Origin of the sequence: Aeromonas simiae, assembly GCF_000820125.1 — a bacterium.
Taxonomy (GTDB): Bacteria; Pseudomonadota; Gammaproteobacteria; order Enterobacterales; family Aeromonadaceae; genus Aeromonas; species Aeromonas simiae.
The window spans coordinates 18,670-38,968 of the sequence record NZ_CDBY01000054.1; the positions used below are offsets into that span (position 1 = coordinate 18,670).

Annotated in this window: 22 protein-coding genes and 1 pseudogene; 21 read left to right on the top strand and 2 right to left on the bottom strand. The window is 65.7% G+C overall.

The genetic code is table 11. The features are described 5' to 3' along the window. Positions 1-20 precede the first annotated feature (20 nt). From gspC to cbl, 16 genes are all read left to right on the top strand, one after another. Positions 21-875 (top strand): type II secretion system protein GspC, encoded by an 855-nt coding sequence (gspC, locus tag BN1134_RS10190; protein ID WP_408862863.1) that lies wholly within the window; start codon positions 21-23, stop codon positions 873-875. Positions 876-895: 20 nt separating this feature from the next. Next, a complete protein-coding gene (exeD, locus tag BN1134_RS10195) occupies positions 896-2,929 on the top strand; it encodes a GspD family T2SS secretin variant ExeD (RefSeq protein WP_042047158.1) in 2,034 nt (677 codons plus the stop codon). Further along, a complete protein-coding gene (gspE, locus tag BN1134_RS10200; protein ID WP_042047049.1) occupies positions 2,926-4,428 on the top strand; it encodes a type II secretion system ATPase GspE in 1,503 nt (500 codons plus the stop codon). The genes exeD and gspE overlap by 4 nt, the downstream gene beginning before the upstream one ends. Position 4,429: 1 nt before the next feature. Continuing rightward, positions 4,430-5,650 (top strand): GspF family T2SS innner membrane protein variant ExeF, encoded by a 1,221-nt coding sequence (gene exeF / locus BN1134_RS10205; protein ID WP_042047050.1) that lies wholly within the window; start codon positions 4,430-4,432, stop codon positions 5,648-5,650. A 41-nt stretch (positions 5,651-5,691) separates the two neighbouring features. Further along, the gene (gene exeG, locus BN1134_RS10210; protein WP_042047052.1) at positions 5,692-6,123 is read left to right on the top strand and encodes a GspG family T2SS major pseudopilin variant ExeG; all 432 of its coding nucleotides are present in this window, start codon (positions 5,692-5,694) and stop codon (positions 6,121-6,123) included. After that, on the top strand, positions 6,124-6,663 hold the full coding sequence (gene gspH, locus BN1134_RS10215; RefSeq protein ID WP_269746968.1) for a type II secretion system minor pseudopilin GspH: 540 nt from the start codon (positions 6,124-6,126) through the stop codon (positions 6,661-6,663). It begins immediately after the preceding gene. Then, the gene (gspI, locus tag BN1134_RS10220) at positions 6,660-7,019 is read left to right on the top strand and encodes a type II secretion system minor pseudopilin GspI (protein WP_084214774.1); all 360 of its coding nucleotides are present in this window, start codon (positions 6,660-6,662) and stop codon (positions 7,017-7,019) included. Before gspH ends, gspI begins: the two co-directional genes overlap by 4 nt. Further along, complete coding sequence (gene exeJ / locus BN1134_RS10225; RefSeq protein ID WP_232300624.1) at positions 7,016-7,645, top strand: GspJ family T2SS minor pseudopilin variant ExeJ; 630 nt, start codon at positions 7,016-7,018, stop codon at positions 7,643-7,645. Before gspI ends, exeJ begins: the two co-directional genes overlap by 4 nt. After that, a complete protein-coding gene (gspK, locus tag BN1134_RS10230; protein WP_198133166.1) occupies positions 7,632-8,609 on the top strand; it encodes a type II secretion system minor pseudopilin GspK in 978 nt (325 codons plus the stop codon). The genes exeJ and gspK overlap by 14 nt, the downstream gene beginning before the upstream one ends. Before the next feature lie 16 nt (positions 8,610-8,625). Further along, complete coding sequence (gene exeL / locus BN1134_RS10235) at positions 8,626-9,804, top strand: GspL family type II secretion system protein ExeL (protein WP_042047055.1); 1,179 nt, start codon at positions 8,626-8,628, stop codon at positions 9,802-9,804. Beyond that, the gene (exeM, locus tag BN1134_RS10240) at positions 9,801-10,292 is read left to right on the top strand and encodes a GspM family type II secretion system protein ExeM (protein WP_042047056.1); all 492 of its coding nucleotides are present in this window, start codon (positions 9,801-9,803) and stop codon (positions 10,290-10,292) included. Before exeL ends, exeM begins: the two co-directional genes overlap by 4 nt. After that, entirely contained in the window at positions 10,289-11,044 is a 756-nt protein-coding gene (locus tag BN1134_RS10245) for a type II secretion system protein N (RefSeq protein WP_042047058.1), read from the top strand. The genes exeM and BN1134_RS10245 overlap by 4 nt, the downstream gene beginning before the upstream one ends. A 158-nt stretch (positions 11,045-11,202) precedes the next feature. Then, entirely contained in the window at positions 11,203-12,042 is an 840-nt protein-coding gene (gene cysT, locus BN1134_RS10250) for a sulfate ABC transporter permease subunit CysT (protein ID WP_042047059.1), read from the top strand. Then, positions 12,039-12,917 (top strand): sulfate ABC transporter permease subunit CysW, encoded by an 879-nt coding sequence (gene cysW / locus BN1134_RS10255; protein WP_042047060.1) that lies wholly within the window; start codon positions 12,039-12,041, stop codon positions 12,915-12,917. The genes cysT and cysW overlap by 4 nt, the downstream gene beginning before the upstream one ends. 27 nt (positions 12,918-12,944) lie before the next feature. Further along, on the top strand, positions 12,945-14,012 hold the full coding sequence (locus BN1134_RS10260; RefSeq protein WP_042047061.1) for a sulfate/molybdate ABC transporter ATP-binding protein: 1,068 nt from the start codon (positions 12,945-12,947) through the stop codon (positions 14,010-14,012). A 9-nt stretch (positions 14,013-14,021) separates the two neighbouring features. Then, positions 14,022-14,972, top strand: coding sequence for an HTH-type transcriptional regulator Cbl (gene cbl / locus BN1134_RS10265; protein WP_042047063.1), 951 nt, complete (start codon positions 14,022-14,024; stop codon positions 14,970-14,972). A 3-nt stretch (positions 14,973-14,975) separates the two neighbouring features. On the opposite strand, the gene BN1134_RS10270 is transcribed toward cbl, so the two are convergent. Both BN1134_RS10270 and BN1134_RS10275 read right to left on the bottom strand, forming a co-directional pair. Next, the gene (locus BN1134_RS10270; RefSeq protein ID WP_042047065.1) at positions 14,976-15,458 is read right to left on the bottom strand and encodes an MgtC/SapB family protein; all 483 of its coding nucleotides are present in this window, start codon (positions 15,456-15,458) and stop codon (positions 14,976-14,978) included. A 23-nt stretch (positions 15,459-15,481) separates the two neighbouring features. Beyond that, positions 15,482-16,927 (bottom strand): RimK family protein, encoded by a 1,446-nt coding sequence (locus BN1134_RS10275; RefSeq protein WP_042047066.1) that lies wholly within the window; start codon positions 16,925-16,927, stop codon positions 15,482-15,484. Between the two features lie 155 nt (positions 16,928-17,082). Between BN1134_RS10275 and BN1134_RS10280 the strand changes: the two genes are divergently transcribed. From BN1134_RS10280 to BN1134_RS20005, 5 genes and pseudogenes are all read left to right on the top strand, one after another. Continuing rightward, positions 17,083-17,568: a GNAT family N-acetyltransferase gene (locus tag BN1134_RS10280; protein ID WP_232300625.1), complete on the top strand. Its 486-nt coding sequence runs from the start codon at positions 17,083-17,085 to the stop codon at positions 17,566-17,568. Then, entirely contained in the window at positions 17,565-17,810 is a 246-nt protein-coding gene (locus BN1134_RS10285) for a DUF3624 family protein (RefSeq protein WP_042047067.1), read from the top strand. Before BN1134_RS10280 ends, BN1134_RS10285 begins: the two co-directional genes overlap by 4 nt. Before the next feature lie 31 nt (positions 17,811-17,841). After that, complete coding sequence (locus BN1134_RS10290) at positions 17,842-18,588, top strand: SDR family oxidoreductase (RefSeq protein WP_042047068.1); 747 nt, start codon at positions 17,842-17,844, stop codon at positions 18,586-18,588. Between the two features lie 119 nt (positions 18,589-18,707). Further along, a complete protein-coding gene (locus BN1134_RS10295) occupies positions 18,708-19,859 on the top strand; it encodes an iron-containing alcohol dehydrogenase (RefSeq protein WP_042047069.1) in 1,152 nt (383 codons plus the stop codon). Positions 19,860-19,894: 35 nt separating this feature from the next. Beyond that, a pseudogene (locus tag BN1134_RS20005) lies at positions 19,895-20,299 on the top strand (hypothetical protein); the annotation flags it as partial.

Here is a 20,299-nt window from a genome sequence, read left to right on the forward strand (position 1 = left end):
CGCTGTTCAGGGAAGAGAAGTTGAATCATCTCCTCACCGTCTTGCGGAAGATGCCCTGGTCACGCGCCAGTCAGTTGCTGTTTCTGGCCCTGCTCCTGCTGCTGGCCCAGCAGTTGGCTGGCCTGACCTGGCGCTCGCTCGCCATGTTGCAACCGGCCACGGTCGAGCAGTGGCAGCCGCAGGGGCGGATGCCGGCCCCGCCAGGCCAGGGGCAACCGACCTTGCCGCTCGACGAGCTGCTCGGTCTCTCGCTGTTTGGCAAGGCTCCGCCAGCCGGTGTCGCACCGCCCAAGGCGGTCGCCATCGATGCGCCGCGCACCCGCCTCAACGTGCAGTTGACCGGCGTGCTGGCCAGCAACGATCCCAATCGCTCCATTGCCATCATCGCCAACAATAATCTGCAAAACAGCTACGGGCCCGGTGAGGTCATCGACGGCACCCAGGCCCGCATCCGCATGATCTACCCGGATCGGGTCATCCTCGAGCTGCAGGGGCGCGACGAGACCCTGATGCTCGACGGCGAAGAGTATGGCAAGCCGCTGCCGGTGACCCCGACCGACAATACGCTGGCGGCCGCTCGTGGCGAGCTGCTCAGCAATCCGGGCAAACTGACCGATTACATCTCTATCGCGCCGGTACAGGGAGACGGGCGTCTGCTCGGTTATCGCCTCAATCCGGGTAAGAACCCCTCCCTGTTCAACCGCCTCGGCCTCAAGGCCAACGACATGGCGGTGAGCATCAACGGATTGGATTTAAGGGACAATGCACAGGCCATGCAAGCCATGCAGCAACTGGCTAGCGCCAGCGAGATGACCGTCACCGTGGAGCGGGACGGCCAGCCGCATGACCTCCATGTCGGCCTGTCGGAACAATGATCTGGAGTTACAACAACAAGATGACCATTAAGAACAAGGCGCTGCGTCTGGCGGGTGTAGCAGCGGCGCTGTTGCTGGCGAGCCAGGGATGGGCTGCGGAATTTTCTGCCAGCTTCAAGAATGCCGACATCGAAGAGTTCATCAATACCGTCGGCAAAAATCTGAACAAAACCATCATCATCGAGCCCTCGGTGCGCGGCAAGATCAACGTCCGCAGCTATGACTTGCTCAATGAGGATCAGTACTACCAGTTCTTCCTGAGCGTGCTCGACGTCTACGGCTTTGCCGTGGTGCCGATGGATAACGGGGTGCTCAAGGTGGTGCGCTCGCGCGACGCCAAGACCTCGGCCATTCCGGTGGTGGACGAACGCAACCCCGGCAGCGGCGACGAGATGGTGACCCGGGTGGTGCCGGTGCGCAACGTCTCGGTGCGTGAACTGGCGCCCCTGCTGCGTCAGCTCAACGACAACGCCGGCGGCGGCAACGTGGTGCATTACGATCCCTCCAACGTGCTGCTCATCACCGGTCGCGCCGCCGTGGTTAACCGGCTGGTCGAGGTGGTGCGCCGGGTCGACAAGGCCGGCAACCAGGAAGTGGACATCATCAAGCTCAAGTACGCCTCGGCCGGTGAGATGGTGCGGCTGGTGACCAGCCTCAACAAGGATGCCGGCATGCAGGCCGGTGGGGCGGCGTCGGCCATGCTCACCCCCAAGGTGGTGGCTGATGAGCGCACCAACTCTGTGGTGGTGACCGGTGAACCGCAGGCGCGCGATCGCATCACCCGCCTGGTGCGCCAGCTCGATCAGGATTTGCAGACCCAGGGCAACACCCGCGTCTTCTACCTGAAATATGCCAAGGCCAAGGAGATGGTGGACGTGCTCAAGGGCGTCAGCTCCAGCATCGAAGCCGAGAAGAAGGGCGGGCAGGCCACCGGGGGCGGCGCCAGCATAGGCGGCGGCAAGCTGGCCATCTCGGCCGACGAGGCCTCCAACTCCCTGGTGATCACCGCCCAGCCCGACGTGATGAGCGAACTGGAGCAGGTCATTGCCAAACTCGACATCCGCCGCGCCCAGGTGCTGGTCGAGGCGATCATCGTCGAGATGCAGGATGGCGACGGCCTCAACCTCGGGGTGCAGTGGGCCAACAGCAACGGCGGTGGCACTCAGTTCACCAACACTGGGGTGGGAATTGGCTCTGCCATCATCGCCGGCCAGGACTACAAGGATAACGGCGACAGCGACGCCCTGAGCTCCCTGCTCGGCAGCTACAACGGTATGGCCGCCGGCTTCTACCACGGCAACTGGGCAGCCTTGGTCACTGCGCTTTCGACCAACACCAAGAACGACATCCTCTCGACCCCGAGCATCGTCACCATGGACAACCAGGAGGCGTCGTTCAACGTGGGTCAGGAGGTGCCGGTGCAGACCGGCTCCCAGAGCTCGACCTCTGGCGACAACATCTTCAACACCATCGAGCGCAAAACGGTGGGCACCAAGCTGGTGGTGACGCCGCAGATCAACGAAGGGGACTCGGTGCTGCTCAATATCGAGCAGGAGGTCTCCAGTGTGGCCAAGGCTCAGGCGACCGGGACCACCACGCTGGGGCCCACCTTTGACACCCGTACCGTGAAGAACGCCGTGCTGGTGAAAAGCGGTGAGACAGTGGTGTTGGGCGGCCTGATGGACGAGCAGACCAAGGAGGAGATCTCCAAGGTGCCGTTGCTGGGCGACATTCCCCTGCTTGGCTACCTGTTCCGCTCCACCTCCAATTCGACGACCAAGCGCAACCTGATGGTCTTCATCCGGCCGACCATACTGCGTGACGCCAGCGTCTACTCCGGGATCTCCAGCAACAAGTACAGCCTGTTCCGTGCCGAGCAGCTGGAGAACGCGGCCAACGCCAGCTACCTCACCTCGCCCCAGCGCCAGGTGCTGCCCGAGTACGGCCAGGACGTGACCCTCTCCCCCGAGATGCGTCAGCAGATCATCCAGATGCAACAGCGTCAGCAGGATACGGCGACCGGTGCCCGTGGCCTGTTGCAGGGTAATCAGTGATGGCGTACCGGCTCGACGATGCCCAGGCGGCGGAGTTGCCCGAGCTGCCGTTCGCGTTTGCCCGTGAGCATGGGGTGATCCTGACCGAGCGCGGCGGTGAGCCACTGCTGCTGTGCCGTGCCGCCGTGGCGCCGCAGAGCCTGCTCGAGGTGCGTCGGGTGGCGGGCCGTTCCTTTCGGATCGAAGCGCTGGCCGACGATCTCTTCGAAACCGAGCTGATGGCCCACTATCAGCGCGACTCCTCCGAGGCGCGCCAGCTGATGGAGGACATCGGCAACGAGATGGACTTCTTCGCGCTGGCCGAGGAGCTGCCCCAGAGCGAGGATCTGCTCGACGCCGATGACGATGCCCCCATCATTCGCCTCATCAACGCCATGTTGAGCGAGGCGATAAAAGAGGAGGCGTCGGACATCCACATCGAGACCTTCGAGCGCTCTTTGGTGATCCGGTTTCGCATCGATGGGGTGCTGCGCGAAATCCTGCGTCCACACCGCAAGCTGGCGTCACTGCTGGTGTCGCGCATCAAGGTGATGTCGCGCATGGACATCGCCGAGAAGCGGGTGCCGCAAGATGGCCGTATCTCACTGCGTATCGGCGGCCGCGCCGTCGACGTGCGGGTCTCCACCATGCCGTCGAGCTATGGCGAGCGGGTGGTGCTGCGTCTGCTCGACAAGAACACGGTGCGCCTCGAACTGGCCCAGCTCGGCATGACCCTGCGCAACCGCAACATCATCAGCGAGCTGATCCGCAAACCCCACGGCATCATACTGGTGACCGGCCCGACCGGTTCGGGGAAGTCGACCACCCTCTATGCCGCGCTCTCCGAAATCAACTCGCGGGATCGCAACATCCTGACGGTGGAAGACCCCATCGAATATGACCTCGAAGGGGTGGGACAGACCCAGGTCAACACCAAGGTCGACATGACCTTCGCCCGCGGTCTGCGCGCCATTTTGCGGCAAGACCCGGACGTGGTGATGGTGGGGGAAATCCGTGACCTCGAGACCTCCCAGATTGCGGTGCAGGCCTCGCTCACCGGTCACCTGGTGATGTCGACCCTGCACACCAACACCGCCATCGGCGCCATCACCCGGATGCGCGACATGGGGATCGAGCCTTTCCTGCTCTCCTCATCCCTGCTGGCGGTGCTGGCCCAGCGGCTGGTGCGCACCCTGTGCGCCGACTGCCGCGAGCCGCATCCCATCACCCCCCTCGAACGTGAGGCGATGGGGATCGCGGAGCATGAAGGTGACACCGTATGGCGGCCGGTGGGCTGTGAGCAGTGCAACCACACCGGCTATCGTGGCCGGACCGGCATCCACGAGCTGGTGGTGATCGACGATGCGGTACGTGAAGCGATCCACAACGCCAGCGGCGAGCTGGCCATCGAGCGGATCATCCGCAAGCACACCCCCAGCATCCGCCGTGACGGCATCGATAAGGTGCTGACCGGGCAGACCAGCCTGGAAGAGGTGCTGCGCGTGACTCGGGAAGATTGATATGGCGGCCTTTGAGTACAAGGCGCTCGACAGCAGGGGGCGCAACAAGAGCGGCGTGATGGAGGGGGACTCCGCCCGCCAGGTGCGCCAGCAGCTGCGCGAGCAGGGACTCACTCCGCTGGAGGTGGGCGAGACCACCGAGAAGGCAAAACGCGAGGCGGCCCGCTTCGTGCTGTTTCGCCGGGGGGCATCGACCGCCGAACTGGCCCTCATTACCCGCCAGCTGGCCACCCTGGTCGGCGCCGCCATGCCGATTGAAGAGGCGCTCAAGGCGGTCTCCCAGCAGTGCGAGAAGGCCCACCTGCGCAGCATGGTGGCCACGGTGCGCAGCCGGGTGGTCGAGGGCTACTCCCTGGCCGACTCGCTCGCCACCTTCCCCCACGTCTTCGATCAGCTGTTCCGCTCCATGGTGGCGGCCGGTGAGAAGTCGGGCCACCTGGAGAAGGTGCTCAACCGGCTCGCCGACTACACAGAGCAGCGCCAGCACATGCGCAGCAAGCTGTTGCAGGCGATGATCTACCCCATAGTGCTGACCTGTGTGGCCATCGGGGTCATCTCTATTCTGCTCACCGCCGTGGTGCCCAAGGTGGTGGCCCAGTTCGAGCACATGGGCCAGCAGTTGCCGCTCACCACCCGCTTTCTCATCGGGGCCAGCGAGTTGTTGCAGCACTACGGCCTGTGGTTCCTGCTGCTGTGCGCCCTGGCGGCCATGGGGGGGCGCTGGTGGCTCAAGGATCTGGCCCGCCGCCGCCGCTGGCACGCCGTGCTGCTGCGCCTGCCGGTGATAGGCCGGGTCAGCCGTGGCCTCAACACCGCCCGCTTCGCCCGCACCCTGAGCATCCTCAACGCCAGTGCGGTACCGCTGCTGGAGGGGATGAAGATCGCCGGCGAAGTGCTCTCCAACGACTTCGCCCGCGCCCGGATCCTCGAGGCCACCGAGCGGGTGCGCGAGGGGACCAGCCTGCGGGCCTCCCTCGAAGAGACCAAGATTTTTCCTCCCATGATGCTGCACATGATCGCGTCAGGGGAGCGCAGCGGCGAGCTCGACAGCATGCTCGAGCGGGCCGCCGACAACCAGGATCGGGAGTTCGAGAGCCAGGTCAACATTGCCCTCGGCGTGTTCGAGCCCATGCTGGTGGTCACCATGGCCGGTGTGGTGCTGTTTATCGTCATGTCGATCCTGCAGCCGATCCTCGAACTCAACAACATGGTCAACTTGTGACGGCTTGCCGTTACCACTTTTAACCTGCAATGGAGTCAACAATGCACAAGCGTCGTCAACGGGGTTTCACCCTGCTGGAAGTGATGGTGGTCATCGTGATCCTGGGGATCCTGGCCAGCCTGGTGGTGCCCAACCTGATGGGTAACAAGGAGAAGGCGGATCAGCAGAAGGCGGTCTCCGACATCGTCGCGCTGGAAAATGCCCTCGACATGTACAAGCTCGACAACAACCGCTACCCGACCACCGAGCAGGGGCTGGAAGCGCTGGTTACCAAGCCGAGCGTTGAGCCGGAGCCGCGCAGCTATCGCGACGGGGGCTACATCAAGCGCCTGCCGCAGGACCCCTGGAGCAACCCCTACCAGCTGCTGAGCCCGGGCCAGAACGGCAAGATCGACGTCTTCTCCATGGGGCAGGACGGCGAGGCCGGCACCGAGGATGACATCGGCAACTGGAACCTGAAGGACTTCCAGTAAGTGCAGCGTCCCGCCCGCGGCTTCACCCTGCTCGAGGTCATGCTGGTCGCCCTGTTGATGGGGCTGGTGGCCGGTGCGGTCACCCTCAGCATGGGGTCGGTGCAGGGGGATCGCGAGCTGGATCACCAGACCACCCGTTTTCGCGTCGCCCTGCAACAGGCGCAGGAGCGCGCGGTCATGGAGGGGCGCCTGCTCGGCCTGCGGGTTGAGCAGGATGGCTGGCAATTCATGGTGCGCACCGGCAAGGAGCGCAAGTGGCAGGCCATCGGCGACGATCGCCTGCTGTCGCGTCACACCCTGCCGGAGGGGATGGCGACCACCCTGGAGGTGGACGGTTTTGGCTGGCAGGCGGATCGGGACGAGGCGGCGGAGCAGCAGCGTGACGAACAAAAGCGCTCCCCCCAGGTGCTGATCTTCCCCGGCAACGAGTTGACCCCCTTTACGCTGGAACTGACCCGCGAACAGGAGGGGAGCACCTCGCACCGGCGGCTCATGGGGGACGAGTTTGGCAAGGTCACCCTGGAGCAGGAGGAAGAGTGAAGGCGCGCGGCATGACCCTGCTCGAGGTGATGGTGGCGCTGGCGGTGTTTGCCATCGCCGGCTTGGCGGTGATGAAAACCGCCAGCGAGCACCTCTCCGGCCTCTCCTATCTGGAGCAGAAGACCCTCGCCACCTGGGTGGCAGAGAACCAGTTGGTGCAGCTGCGCCTCGAGCAGAAGTGGCCGGGTGAGAGCTGGATCGAGGGGGAGAGCGAGCTGGCCGGCAGCAAGTGGTACTGGCGCTATCGCGGCCAGCCGACCCAGGATGCCAACTTCCGGCTGATTGAGCTGGAGGTGCGCGATGAGGCCAAGGGGCCCAATCCCATCACCCTGCTGCGGACCTATATCAACAAATGACGATGCGATCGCAACACGGTTTCACCCTGCTCGAGATGCTGGTGGCCATCGCCATCTTCGCAGGCCTGAGCCTCGGCGCCTATCAGGTGTTGCAGGGGGTGCTGGCCAGCGATGAGGTGGCCAAGCGCAAAGAGGCCCGGCTGGGCGAGTTGCAGATCGCGCTCGGCGCGCTGGAGCGGGATCTGACCCAGATGCTGCCGCGCAGCGGCCGCATCGAGGGAGAGGCCAACCGGGTGGCGATCGCCGCCTCGCGCTTTGGTCAGGAGAGCGACGACTGGGGCATCGCCTTCATTCGCGGCGGCTGGCTCAACCCGGATGGCATGCTGCCGCGCTCCGGCTTGCAGCGGGTCGGCTGGCGCCTCAAGGGGAACAAGCTGGAGCGCCTGAGCTTTCGCTATCCCGACCCGGTGATCGGCACCGAGGCCCAGGTGCGCCCCATGCTGGAAGGGGTGGGGGCGTTTCGCCTCTACTTCTATGACAGGGGAAACTGGCAGGAGAGCTGGAGCCAGCGCGAGGTGCTGCCGCAGGGCATCGCGGTCGAGCTGGAGCTCGACGATCTCGGCCTGATCCGGCGCCAGTTCCTGATCGGGGCCGGTGGCCAGAGGATTGATAATGCGGGGAGCTAGGCGCGCACGGGGCATGGCCCTGCTGGTGGTGATGCTGATCCTCGCCGTCATGGTGGTGGTGGCGACCCAGATGAGTGGGCGGTTGCAGATCGAACTGCGCCGCACCGCCAACCTCAGCGCCGGCAAGCAGGCGTGGTGGTACGCCATGTCGGCCGAGGCATTGGTGGCCAAGGCGCTGGCTCAGGATGCCAAAGATAGCCCCGAGGTGACCCACCTCGGCCAGCACTGGGCCCGTGACGATGCCACCTTCCCGCTGCCAGATGGCACCCTGAGTGGTCGGGTGCGCGATCTCTACGGCTGCTTCAATCTCAACAGCCTGGGCACGCCGAATAGCTCGGGCGAGACCGGCCAGCCCTACCCGGCGCGGGCGTTCAAGCAGCTGCTGCTGGCGCTGGAGCTGGATGAATATGAGTCGAGCCAGATCACCGATGCCCTGCGCGACTGGATCGACAGCGACACGGTGATCAGCGGCGAGGGGGCGGAGGATGCCTACTATGAGGGGCTCAAGCCTGCCTATCTGCCGGCCAACCAGCCGCTGGCCTCGGTCGACGAGCTGCGCGCGGTGCGCGGCGTCACCCCGACCCTGTACCGCAAGCTACGCCCCTATGTGTGCGTGCGGGGCGGCACCGATCTCAAGGTGAACCTCAACACCATAGGGGTGGATCAGCCCGAGTTGCTGGTGGCCCTGAGCGAGGGGAGCATGGGGCTTGATGACGCCAAGCAGGTGCTGCGCAACCGCCCGAAGAAGGGCTGGGAGAATAACGAAGCGGTGGTGGCCGAGCTGGCCGGCTGGAGTGAGCTGGCCCGCAACACCATCATCCTCAAAAGCGATCTGTTTGAGGCGCACATGGTGGCCGAGGTGGGCGACAGTCGCGCCTTCCTGACCAGCGTGCTGCAACGGGGTCGTGACAACAAATTTACCGTGATCCGTCGTCTGCAAGACGACGGTGAGGAGTGGCATTGAGGGAGAGGCATAACAGGTGAGCGAGAGTCTGGTCGTCCGTCTCGGAACGAGTCGGGAGCAGCCGGTGCATTGGCTGGTCTGGTCGGCGGCGCAGGGGGAGATCATCGCCTCCGGCGTGTTGTCGTCCGCCCATGCACTGGGCGAGCTGAGCGAGCGCGCCGGAGGCCGCCCGGTGCTGGTGCTGGTGCCCGGCAGTGATCTCATCTTGCGGCGGGTCACCCTGCCCGGTCGTTATAACCGGCAGTCGCACAAGGCGCTGCCCTATCTGCTGGAAGATCAGGTGGCCTCCGACGTCGAGGATCTGCACATCGCCGTGCTCGGCCATACCGGCAGCGAGGTGAGCCTGGCCGCCGTCGATGGTGAGCGGATGCGCAGCTGGCTGGGCTGGTTGGCCGAGGCCGGTCTCAGCGCCAGCCGCCTGCTGCCGGACGTGCTGGCACTGCCGCTGCCGGCTGAGGGGTGGAGTGCGCTGCAACTCGGCGAAGAGTGGTTGCTGCGCCAAGGGGAATATGAAGGGGTGGTGGCCGACGCCGTGCTGCTGCCACTACTGCTGACGGGGGAGGTGCCGCCGATTTACAGCCATACCCCAGCCCCGGCCGGTGTGCCCGGTGAGTGGCATGGCGCCGATCCCGAGTTGCCGATGCTGCTGCTGGCGCGTGGTGCCCTGGTCAGCCGGGTCAATCTGCTGCAAGGGGCCTTCAAGCCCCAGACCGAATACGCCAAGTACTGGTTGCAGTGGCGCAAGGTGGCGATCACCGCCGGCCTGCTGCTGCTGGCAGTGCTGCTCAACCGCGGTTTGCAGCTGCATCAGCTCGATGCGCAGGACAAGGCGCTCAAGGCCGAGATCCGCCAGGTCTACACCCGCATCTTCCCCGGCGAGAGCCGGATCGTGAACGTACGCAGCCAGATGGAGCAGCACCTCAAGGCGCTCGGCCAGAGCAACGACAAGAGCGGTGTGCTGCGCTGGCTGACCGAGCTGGCGCCGCTGTTTGCCGAGGTGAAGGGGCTCAAGCCCCAGGTGATCCGTTACGATGCCACCCGCCGCGAGCTGCGGTTGCAGGTGCGCGCTCCCAGCTTCGCCGAGGTGGAGCGTTTCCGTGAGCTGGCCGGCGAGCGCTTCGCCGTGCAGCAGGGGGAGATGCGCAATGATGAGGGCAAGGTGGAAGGCATGCTGATCCTGAGGAGCAAGTCATGATGAACGCACTGCGGGCCTGGTGGGGCAGCATCTCACCCCGCGAGCAGCGGCTGGTCGGCATCGGGGGGGTCTCCCTGCTGGTCGGACTCCTCTACTGGGGCGTATGGCAGCCGCTGGCAGACCGGGTCGCCGAACGTGAGCGGCAGGTGGCGGCCCAACAGCGCACCCTGGGCTGGCTCAAGGAGAAGGGGGAGATGGTCTTGGCGTTGCAGGCGGTGACCGGACGCCAGGTCGACACCGGCGGCACCCTGGAGGGGGTGATCAACCGCACCGCTTCCAACCACAAGATCACCATCGCCCGCCTGCAACCACAGGGTCAGGATCTGCAGGTGTGGATCGACACCATCCCCTTCGACTCCCTGTTGCTGTGGATCGCTGAGCTGACCGACCGCTACGGCATTCAGGTGCAGGTGATCGAGATAGCCCGTGAGAACCAGCCCCCCGGCATGGTGAAGGTTCGTCGTTTGCAACTGAGTCGTCCCCTATGAAACAGCGCATCCTGATAGGAACCCTGTTCCTGCTCGCTTACCTTATTTTCCTCGTCGCCCGCCTGCCGGCCGAGCTGGTGGTGCGTTTCGCCCCCCTGCCGCCCATGGTGAGTCTGGAGGGGGTGAGCGGCACCTTGTGGCAGGGGCAGGCGGCCCGCCTGCGCTACGCCAGTGAGCGTTTCAGCAACGTGCAGTGGGATCTCAACGGCTGGTCGCTGCTGACCCTCTCCCCCCAGGTAGCACTGCGCTTTGGCGAGCGTGGCGGCCTGAACGGGCACGGCACCCTGACCTGGCGTGGGGGAGTGCAGGCGCACGATCTGGTGCTGAGTGCCCCGGCGGCCTGGGTGCTCGAGCGGTTGCCGCAGCGCCCCCCCTTCCCACTCGATGTGGCGGGAAGATTGCAGCTCAATGTGACCGAGTTCACCCAGGGGCAGCCCTGGTGCGATCGCCTCTACGGCGTGCTCGACTGGGTCGGAGCCGAAGCCAATACCCCGGCCGGCCAGCTCGACTTGGCCGATCCCAGCGCCAAGCTGCGGTGCCAGCAGGGCAAGCTGGTGGCTGAGCTGCACCAGAGTTCGGAGCAGGTCTCGGTCAACGGCAAGCTGGAGCTGCAAGCACATCGCCAGTACCTGTTCCAAGGGTTTCTCAAGCCGGGCCCCGAGCTGCCGGAGCAGATGCGCCAAGGGTTGCCCTTCCTCGGTCAGCCCGACAGCCAGGGGCGTTATCCGCTACGCCAGCAGGGCCGGCTCTGACCGGCCAACCCACCTCGATAAGAACCCGCCACCCGGCGGGTTTTTTTATGCCGGCATCGCTTATGGCAAAAATGGCATAGCAAAGGCGGAATCGATCTTTGTCACCGGAGGGGAGAGGAGACACAATCGCTGAAATTTTTATAACGAATGGAGTCGTTATGCGATCCAGTTCTTATTCAGTCCTTCCCGGACTAGGGCCCACCCTCGGCTTCACCCTGGCTTATCTCGGTGTGCTGGTGCTGCTGCCCATCTCGGCGCTGGTGATCTTCTCGGTCAACAACCTGAGTGCCGCCGAGTTTTGGCAGGTGGTGAGCCAGCCACGGGTGCTCGCCTCGTTTCGCCTGAGTTTCGTCGCCGCCCTCATCGGCGCCGGCCTCAACGCCGTGTTTGGCCTGATCCTGGCCTGGGTGCTGGTGCGCTACACCTTCCCCGGCCGTCGCCTGGTCGACGCCCTGATCGATCTGCCGTTTGCCATGCCGACGGCGGTCTCGGGCATCGCCCTGTGCGCCATCTTCGCCCCCAATGGCTGGATTGGTCAGTGGGTGGCGCCGCTGGGTATCGAGCTGGCCTACAACCCCATCGGGGTGGTGATCGCCCTGACCTTCATCGGTCTGCCGTTCGTGGTGCGCACCCTGCAACCTGTGCTGCGCGAGCTGGAGAGCGAGCAGGAAGAGGCGGCCGCCTGCCTCGGTGCCAACCGCTGGCAGACCTTTGCCCGCGTGTTGTGGCCGACCCTGCTGCCGGCGCTGCTGACCGGCTTTGCACTGGCCTTCGCCCGCGGGGTGGGGGAGTACGGCTCGGTCATCTTCATCGCCGGCAACCTGCCCATGGTGTCGGAGATCGCCCCCTTGATGATCATGAGCCACTTGGAGGAGTACGACTATGCCGGCGCCTCGGCCATTGCCGTGGTGATGCTGGCCATCTCGTTCGTGCTGCTGCTGCTCATCAACAAGTTGCAGGCGTGGAGCTGGCAGCGTATCGGAGGAACCCGGGTATGAGCGACATGACACTGGAGCTGCCACAGGCCGCCACGCCGGCCCCGCTTGCCCCCGTGGTGACTCGCGAGCCGCGCTGGGTGAAGGGGCTGCTCATCACCCTCGGACTTGGCTGGTTTGCCGCCCTGCTGCTGCTGCCCCTCGCTATCGTCTTCATCCAGGCGCTGACCCCTGGCCTCAAGGCATTCTGGTTTGCCATCAGCGAGCCCGATGCCCTGAGCGCGCTGGGGCTGACCGCCCTGGTGACTCTCTGCTCGGTGCCGCTCAACGTGCTGTTTGGCCTTGCCGCCGCCTGGGCCATCGCCCGTTTCCGTTTCCCTGGCCGTCAGCTGCTCATCACCCTCATCGACCTGCCGTTCTCGGTCTCACCTGTGATTGCCGGCCTGATGTTCGTGCTGATGTTTGGCAGCCGCGGCTGGTTCGGCGAGTGGCTGAGCGCCTACGACATCAAGATCATCTTCGCCACCCCGGGGATCATCCTCGCCACGACCTTCATCACGGTGCCGTTCGTGGTGCGCGAGCTGCTGCCGCAGATGGAGGCGCGCGGCCCGGAAGAGGAGGAGGCGGCCATGATGCTCGGCGCCAGCGCCTTGCAGATGTTCTGGCGGGTCACCCTGCCCGGCATCCGCTGGAGCCTGATGTACGGCGTGCTGCTCTCGACGGCCCGGGCGGTGGGGGAGTTTGGCGCCGTCTCCGTGGTCTCGGGCCACATCCGCGGGCAGACCAACACCCTGCCGCTGCACATCGAGATCCTCTACAACGAGTACCAGACCGGCGCCGCCTTTGCGGTGGCCAGCCTGCTTGCCCTGTTCGGTATCGCCACCCTGGTGGGCGAGACCCTGCTCTCCCGCCTGCGTGGCGGCGGACAGAAACACTGATTTTCTGCAGACGTGAAAGGTGAACCCATGAGCATTCAAGTCCAGCATCTGAACAAAAACTTCAACCAGTACGCCGCCCTGCAGGAGATCAGCCTCGACTTTCACGACGGGGAGCTGGTGGCCCTGCTCGGGCCGTCCGGCTGCGGCAAGACCACCTTGCTGCGCATCATCGCCGGCCTCGAGCAGGCAGACAGCGGCCGCGTCATCATCCGGGGCGAGGATGCCTCGGATCTGCACGTGCGCGAGCGCAATGTCGGCTTCGTGTTTCAGCACTACGCCCTGTTTCGCCACATGACGGTGTTCGAGAACGTGGCCTTCGGCCTGCGCGTCAAACCGCGTGGCCTGCGCCCGGACGAGAACGCCATTCGCGCCCGGGTCAACGAACTGCTCGAGCTGGTGCAGCTCGGCCACGTGGCCGGCCGCTACCCGGCCCAGCTCTCCGGCGGTCAGCGCCAGCGGGTGGCCCTGGCCCGCGCCCTGGCGGTGCAGCCCAAGGTGCTGCTGCTCGACGAGCCGTTCGGCGCCCTCGACGCCCAGGTGCGCAAGGAGCTGCGCCGCTGGCTGCGCGACCTGCACGACGAGCTGCACGTCACCAGCCTGTTTGTCACCCACGACCAGGAGGAGGCCCTCGAGGTGGCCGATCGGGTGGTGCTGATGAACGCCGGCCGGGTCGAGCAGATCGGCACCCCGGCCGAGGTCTACGAGCAGCCTGCCAGCTCCTTCGTGCACAGCTTCCTCGGTAGCGTCAACCTGTTCCATGGCCGGGTGGCCGAGCTTGGTCTTGGCATCGATGACCAGCTGATCCGTGGTGCCGTGCCGGCCAGCCTCACGCCGGGCAGCGCGGCGGTGGCCTATGTGCGTCCGCACGAGCTGGAGATCGCGCCGGCCGAATCGGGTGAGGGGGTGCCGGCGGTGATCGCCCGCCTGCTGCCGATGGGAGCCCGCACCCGGGTAGAGCTGCGCGGTCAGAGCGAGCGTGGCCTGCGCCTCTATGAGGCCGAAGTGGACAAGCAGCTGGCCCGTACCCTGCAACCGGGTCAGGCGGTGCGGCTGGTGGCGCGTCAGGCCCAGTTCTATCCGGATTACCAGATCTAGGGAGGGGCGATGAATTTTCAGCAACTGCGTATCATCCGTGAGGCGGCGCGGCGCGAATGCAACCTGACCGAGGTGGCCAACGCCCTCTACACCTCCCAGTCCGGGGTGAGCCGCCACATCCGCGAGCTGGAGGAGGAACTGGGGGTGGCCCTGTTCGTGCGCCACGGCAAGCGGCTGCTCGGCATGACGGCGCCGGGCAAGGAGCTGCTGGTGATGGCCGAGCGGATCCTGAGCGATGCCCACAACATCCGCCAGCTGGCCAGCAGCTTTGCCAACCGCGAGGCGGGGCGGCTGCGGGTCACCACCACCCACACCCAGGCCCGCTATGCCTTGCCACGGGTGGTGAAGGGATTTCGCGAGCAGTTTCCCCAGGTGCAGCTGGAGCTGCATCAGGGCAGCCCGGACGAGATAGTGCGGCTGCTGCAAAGCGGCGAGATGGACGTGGGGATCAGCAGCGAGCGGCTGGAGCGCAGTACCGGCATCGTCGCCTTCCCCTACTACCGCTGGCACCACAACGTGGTGGTGCCGCGCGATCACCCGCTGTTGCAGCAGGCGGCGTTGACCCTGGCACAGCTGGCCGAGTGGCCCATCATCACCTACCAGTCGGGGCTAACCGGCCGGGCCAGGGTTGACGAGGCGTTCGCCAGCGCCGGGATCATCCCGGAGATCCTGCTTTCGGCGCAGGATTCGGACGTCATCAAGACCTATGTGGAGTTGGGCTTGGGGGTGGGGATCCTGGCCGACATGGCGTTCGATGCGGCGCGCGATGCCAATCTGGTGCAGCTCGACGGCAGCCACCTGTTTGCCCCGCACACCGCCTGGATCGGCCTCAAGCAGGGGCAGTACCAACCCAACTTCGTGTGGCAGTTCATCCAGCTGTGCAATCCGGCGCTCTCGCTCTCCGACATTCAGGGGCGGGTGCTCGGCCAGCAGGAGGATGAGCCGGACTACCAGATTTAGCGGCTACTTCTCTAGGGTGTCGCCATCATGGTGGCGCCAGCTCTCGAGGCGGCGGTGCACCCCGCGCTGCAACTGCTTGAAGCTGCCCTCGAGCCAATCCACCCCGACCAGGATGGTCAGGGTCACCAGGGTGAGGGCCACCGCCTGGTGCAGCATGTCGAGGCCGATCATGGCGCCGAGCGCCGCCAGCATCCAGACCGTGGCGGCCGAGGTCACGCCCATCACCTGACCGTTCTGGGTCATCATCACCCCGGCGCCGAGAAAACCGATGCCGGTGATGAGCTGGCCCAGCACCCTGGCCTGATCCGCCACCTGGCTGCTGAGGTGGCTGCTCATGGCGAGAAAGCAGTAACTGCCGAGGATGATGAGCGACGAGGTGCGGATGCCGACCGGCTTGCCGCGCAGCTGGCGCTCCAGCCCCACCAGGGTGCCGCAGGTCAGGCAGGCGAGGATGTGGCTCCAGGCGAAGGGGGCGATATCGATCATCAAGGCTCCTTGGCGTGTGGTGGTCAGTGGCCCGGCTCCTGGCCCCGGTTGTCGAGGCGCAGGCGGAAGGCGCGGGCGAGGCGATCGTAGAGGTCACGGGCCTCTCTGTCCTCAATATCTCCGCGGATCCAGGGATTGTCGACAATTTCCAGCAGGATGCACTCGCGCTCGCCAATCTGGCGCAGATCCACCCCGAACAGACCATCCCCCAGCTGATGCACCGCCTTGCGCGCCGTGTAGAGCACCCGCTCCGGCACGTCGTCGAGGGGCAGTGCCTCGATGCGGCTCATGTCGAGCGGGTGCTTGCGGCGGCGAATGCGGCTGCCCGGCTCGGGGCGATAGCGGCGACAGGCAAACAGGGGGGCGCCGTCGAGAAAGCCGATGCGCCAGTCGAACTCGGCGGGAATGCGGCGCTGCACCAGCAGCAGGGCCGAGCGGGCCAGCCCCTCATCGAGCAGGCGCGAGAGTTCGTTCTCGTTATGCGCCATGGCCAGATCGCGGCCGAGCGCCCCGTCCGGGATCTTGACGATGAGTGGCAGGCCGAGGCGCTGGATCAGCTCGGCGGCGTGGTGGCGGCCACGCCGGGTGACCACTGTGGTGGGGGGCATGGGCACGCCGCTGCGCACCATCAGCTCGTAGAGGTAGAGCTTGTTGCTACAGGCCAGGATGGCGCGCGAACTGTCCACCACCGGCATCTGCAACTGTTCGGCGCGGCGGGCGAACTCAAAGGTGTAGTGGCCTACAGCGGTCTCGGCCCGCAGCCACAGGGTGTCGAATTCGGGCAACCGCTCTATGGCGGAAGGGGAGAGGATCTCGGCGCGGATCCCCTGGGCGGCGGCGGCGCGAGTAAAGCGTTGCAGGGCCAGCGGATCGCTGCTGGCGCGGCCGTCGGCCGGGTCGACCAAGATCGCGAGCTGATAGGTGGGGGTGAGGCTCTCGCTCTCGGCCTCCTCCACCATGGCCTGCACATGGCCGAGCATCAGGGCCCGCTCGTTGTCGTCGAGACTGAGCGGCGAGAGGCTCTCGAGGCGGCGCACCGACCAGCCGTGGCGGCCGCGTTTCAGGGTCAGTGCCTGCAACGGCTGCTGGGTCAGGCCGTAGTAGTAGCGGGTGAGGCCGGCCAGGGCCGGCTCGTCACACTGGCCGAAGATGGCGCGGATGCAGAGGCGATCCTCGTGGCACTCCTCCAGCCACCCCTGCAATTTGCGCCACAGCTTGGCCGGCGGCTGGGGCGGAACCCGCACGCTGAGGGTCTCGATCTCCGGCAGGCAGTGGTGGCTGCGCGCCTGGGCCAGCAAGGAGCAGTAGTAGCCGGCGCTGAGGTGCTCCATGGAGCGGCACAGGTTGATGAGGCGCGCCCTTCCCCCTGTGGTGGGCAGGCCGTGTTGCAGGTAGCTGCGGGCGGTCAGCAGGTAGTCGGCCTGGCAGGGCCAGTCCGTTGTCTCTTCGACGATGACATAGGTACTCATGACGGAAACTCCACAAGAGAGACCCGCCGCAATGAAGGGCGGGTTCCCCAGTGGGCGTCGATGCACCGGTCCACAACAATGGCGCAAGGGGAGGAAAACAGGTTACAGTGGCTACTATGGTCCTTTGATAACTTGTGATACAAGTCGCATTTTTGGTGCTGAAGATAAATATTGCCCAGCCGGACCGCACAATCCTCTCGTTTTGCCCCGCTACCTCGGATGATCTGGCCGACATCGTGAAGCTGGAGCGCTACCTGTTTGCGCCGGAGATCGCCTTCGGCCATGCCCGTTGGCGCGAGCTGTTGAGGGCGGGACGCTGCGAGACCTGGCTACTGCGGGATCGGGAAGGGGCCTTGATGGCCTATCTGTGCGTGCTGCCCCATCGAGGCTGGCGCCGGTTGGTGGTGCAGACGCTGGCGGTGCACTGGAAGGTGCGGCGCCAGGGGTGGGCGCGTTGGCTGCTCGGCGAAGTGATCCGGCGTAGCCACGCCGAGGGGTGGCGAGGCGTGCGCCTCGAGGTGAGCGAGCGCAACGAGGAGGGGCTCGCCCTTTACGATGCGCTCGGCTTTCGCATCATGACCCGTTTGCCCGATTACTACGGCCCCGGCCACCACGGTCAGCGCAGGGTGCTGGCGCCATGAGTTGCGAGCATTGCCTCGGCGATGCCTTGCGCGCCAAGCTGGGCCGTTGCCGCACCTGTGCCATCCAGACCTTGCTGGTGGGGGTGGCCGGTCTGCTGGTGTGGTGGTGGTGTGGGGCCGACACCTCGGTCAACGCCCTCACCGGCGCCCTGTTCGCCTTGGCGGGAGGGGGACTGTTTCTGTTGCATCTGCTGGTCTTTGTCTGGCGCCGGATCACCGGTCGCGAGCTGGATCGGGAGTGAAGATCGCGTTTTCAAGCAGAGGAGGCTTGTGATGATAGCAATGGTGACCGGCGCATCGGCCGGGTTCGGGGCGGCCATCAGCCGCACTCTGGTGCAGCACGGCTGGCGCGTCATCGGTACGGGGCGCAGGCAGGAGCGACTGGCGGCACTGGCCCAGGAGCTGGGGGCGGCGTTTCTGCCGCTGGCATTCGATATTCAGGACAGGGCGGCCACCGAGGCGGCCGTGGCGGGCCTGCCGGCCGAGTGGCAGGCGGTGAGTCTGCTGGTCAACAACGCCGGCCTCGCGCTTGGCCTCGAGCCGGCTCACCGGGCTGACCAAGAGGACTGGGAGCAGATGATCGCCACCAATATTCTGGGGCTGACCCGCATCACTCGGCTGCTGTTGCCGGGCATGGTGGAGCGTGGCGGCGGTCAGGTGATCAACATCGGCTCCATCGCCGGCACCTACCCCTATCCGGGTGGCAACGTCTATGGGGCCACCAAGGCCTTCGTGAAGCATTTCAGCCTCAATCTGCGCGCCGATCTGGCCGGCACTCCGCTGCGGGTCACCAATGTGGAGCCGGGTCTGTGCGGTGGCACCGAGTTCTCCAATGTGCGCTTTCACGGTGACGATGCCAAGGCGGCGGCCGTCTATCAGGGGGTGGAGTTCATCCGTCCCGAGGATATCGCCAACACAGTGCTGTGGATCAGTCAGCAGCCGGCCCACGTCAACATCAACAGCATCGAGATCATGCCGGTCGCCCAGAGCTTCGGCCCTCTGGTGGTCAAGCGCCAGTGATCCCTCAGGGTCGCCGGGTGGCGACCCCTCTTCTTCCCTCTCTGGCCGGTGTCGATACCGGCCGGTTTTGACCCGCTCCGGCGGCGGGGGCACAATGCCCCGAGATTCAAGGGGGACACATGCACAACTTCCACTACGCCAATCCGACCCAGATCTACTTCGGCCGGGGCGAGATTGCGGCCATCCGCGCCCTGCTGCCGGCCAAAGCCCGCCTGTTGCTGCTCTATGGCGGCGGCAGCATCAAGCGTAACGGCGTTTATGCGCAGGTCTGCGAGGCGTTGGCCGGGCGCGACTGGTTCGAGTTCTCCGGTATCGGCGCCAATCCCGACTATGACACCCTGATGCAGGCGGTCGAACTGGTGCGCCGTGAGCGCATCGACTTTCTGCTCGCCGTGGGGGGCGGTTCGGTGCTGGATGGCGCCAAGTTCGTGGCCGCCGCCGCGCCGTTTCAGGGGGGCGACCCCTGGGCCTTGCTGGCCGACAAGGTGGCCGTCGAAGGGGCGTTGCCGCTCGGCTGTGTGCTGACCCTGCCGGCCACCGGCTCGGAGAGCAACCCGGTGGCGGTGATCAGTCGGGGGGCGGCCAAGCTGTCATTTCGCAGCCCCCACTTGCAGCCGCGCTTTGCGGTGCTCGATCCGGCCGTCACCTTCAGCCTGCCGGCGCGTCAGGTGGGCAACGGCGTGGTGGACGCCTTCGTGCATATCCTCGAGCAGTACCTCACCTATCCGGTGCAGGCCGATGTGCAGGATCGCCTCGCCGAGGGGCTGCTGCTGGCCCTCATCGACAATGGGCCGCGCGCCCTGAGCGAGCCCGATAACTACCCGGTGCGGGCCAACCTGATGTGGGCCGCCTCGTTGGCGCTCAACGGCCTTATTGGTCGTGGCGTGCCGCAAGATTGGTCGACCCATGCCATCGGCCATCAGCTCACCGCGCTCTATGGGCTGGACCATGCCCAGAGCCTGGCCGTGGTGCTCCCTTCGCTGCTGCGCGAGCAGGCGATGGCCAAGCAGGAGAAGCTCTGTCAGCTGGGCCGGCGGGTCTGGCAACTCCCGCAGCAGGAGAGCGCGACGCTGAGCGAGGCGTGTATCCAGCATATCGAGGCCTTCTTTCGGCAGATGGGGGTGGCAACCCGCCTCAGCGATTACGGTTTGCACGAGGGGTGCATGACGGCCATATGTTCCAATTTGCGCCATTTTGGGTTGACGATGCTGGGCGAACACGGCGATCTTGATCCGGATCGGGTGGCTCGGGTGTTGGCTCGGGCACGCTAGGGAGATATCCGGGTGGACAAGGAGGTGTGGTGGGGATGAGAGTGTGGGCGGCAGCGCTGTGCCTGCTCTGGCTGGGCTCTGGTCAGGCGTTGCAGGCGGTGACTGAGGACAAACCCCCCTATAACTGGCAGACCCCGGAGGGTCAGGTGAGTGGTTTCTCCGTGGCCGTGCTGAGTGAGCTGCTGGCTCGCAGCCACCTGACGCTGGATCCGCCCGGCGTGCGTCTGTTGCCATGGGCCCGCGCCTATCAGCTGGCGCTGCACACCCCCGACACCCTGATCTTCTCGACCGTCCGTATCCCCGAGCGGGAGTCGCTCTTCTTCTGGATTGGCCCTATCACCGGCTCCAACACCATCTGGTTCTGGCGGTTGCGCGATCGCCCTGAGGTGGCGTGGCAAGATGAGCAGGAGCGCCAGCAGTGGCGGGGGGGGGGGGGGGGG

Excerpts from the sequence above, each read along its gene's own strand:
- BN1134_RS10275 (WP_042047066.1), bottom strand. The coding sequence starts at position 16,927 with ATGAGTACCTATGTCATCGTCGAAGAGACAACGGACTGGCCCTGCCAG.
- exeG (WP_042047052.1), top strand. The coding sequence starts at position 5,692 with ATGCACAAGCGTCGTCAACGGGGTTTCACCCTGCTGGAAGTGATGGTG.
- BN1134_RS10285 (WP_042047067.1), top strand. The coding sequence starts at position 17,565 with ATGAGTTGCGAGCATTGCCTCGGCGATGCCTTGCGCGCCAAGCTGGGC.
- BN1134_RS10260 (WP_042047061.1), top strand. The coding sequence starts at position 12,945 with ATGAGCATTCAAGTCCAGCATCTGAACAAAAACTTCAACCAGTACGCC.
- exeD (WP_042047158.1), top strand. The coding sequence starts at position 896 with ATGACCATTAAGAACAAGGCGCTGCGTCTGGCGGGTGTAGCAGCGGCG.
- cysW (WP_042047060.1), top strand. The coding sequence starts at position 12,039 with ATGAGCGACATGACACTGGAGCTGCCACAGGCCGCCACGCCGGCCCCG.
- BN1134_RS10245 (WP_042047058.1), top strand. The coding sequence starts at position 10,289 with ATGAAACAGCGCATCCTGATAGGAACCCTGTTCCTGCTCGCTTACCTT.
- BN1134_RS10295 (WP_042047069.1), top strand. The coding sequence starts at position 18,708 with ATGCACAACTTCCACTACGCCAATCCGACCCAGATCTACTTCGGCCGG.
- cbl (WP_042047063.1), top strand. The coding sequence starts at position 14,022 with ATGAATTTTCAGCAACTGCGTATCATCCGTGAGGCGGCGCGGCGCGAA.
- cysT (WP_042047059.1), top strand. The coding sequence starts at position 11,203 with ATGCGATCCAGTTCTTATTCAGTCCTTCCCGGACTAGGGCCCACCCTC.
- exeM (WP_042047056.1), top strand. The coding sequence starts at position 9,801 with ATGATGAACGCACTGCGGGCCTGGTGGGGCAGCATCTCACCCCGCGAG.
- exeF (WP_042047050.1), top strand. The coding sequence starts at position 4,430 with ATGGCGGCCTTTGAGTACAAGGCGCTCGACAGCAGGGGGCGCAACAAG.
- BN1134_RS10270 (WP_042047065.1), bottom strand. The coding sequence starts at position 15,458 with ATGATCGATATCGCCCCCTTCGCCTGGAGCCACATCCTCGCCTGCCTG.
- gspK (WP_198133166.1), top strand. The coding sequence starts at position 7,632 with ATGCGGGGAGCTAGGCGCGCACGGGGCATGGCCCTGCTGGTGGTGATG.
- exeJ (WP_232300624.1), top strand. The coding sequence starts at position 7,016 with ATGACGATGCGATCGCAACACGGTTTCACCCTGCTCGAGATGCTGGTG.
- BN1134_RS10290 (WP_042047068.1), top strand. The coding sequence starts at position 17,842 with ATGATAGCAATGGTGACCGGCGCATCGGCCGGGTTCGGGGCGGCCATC.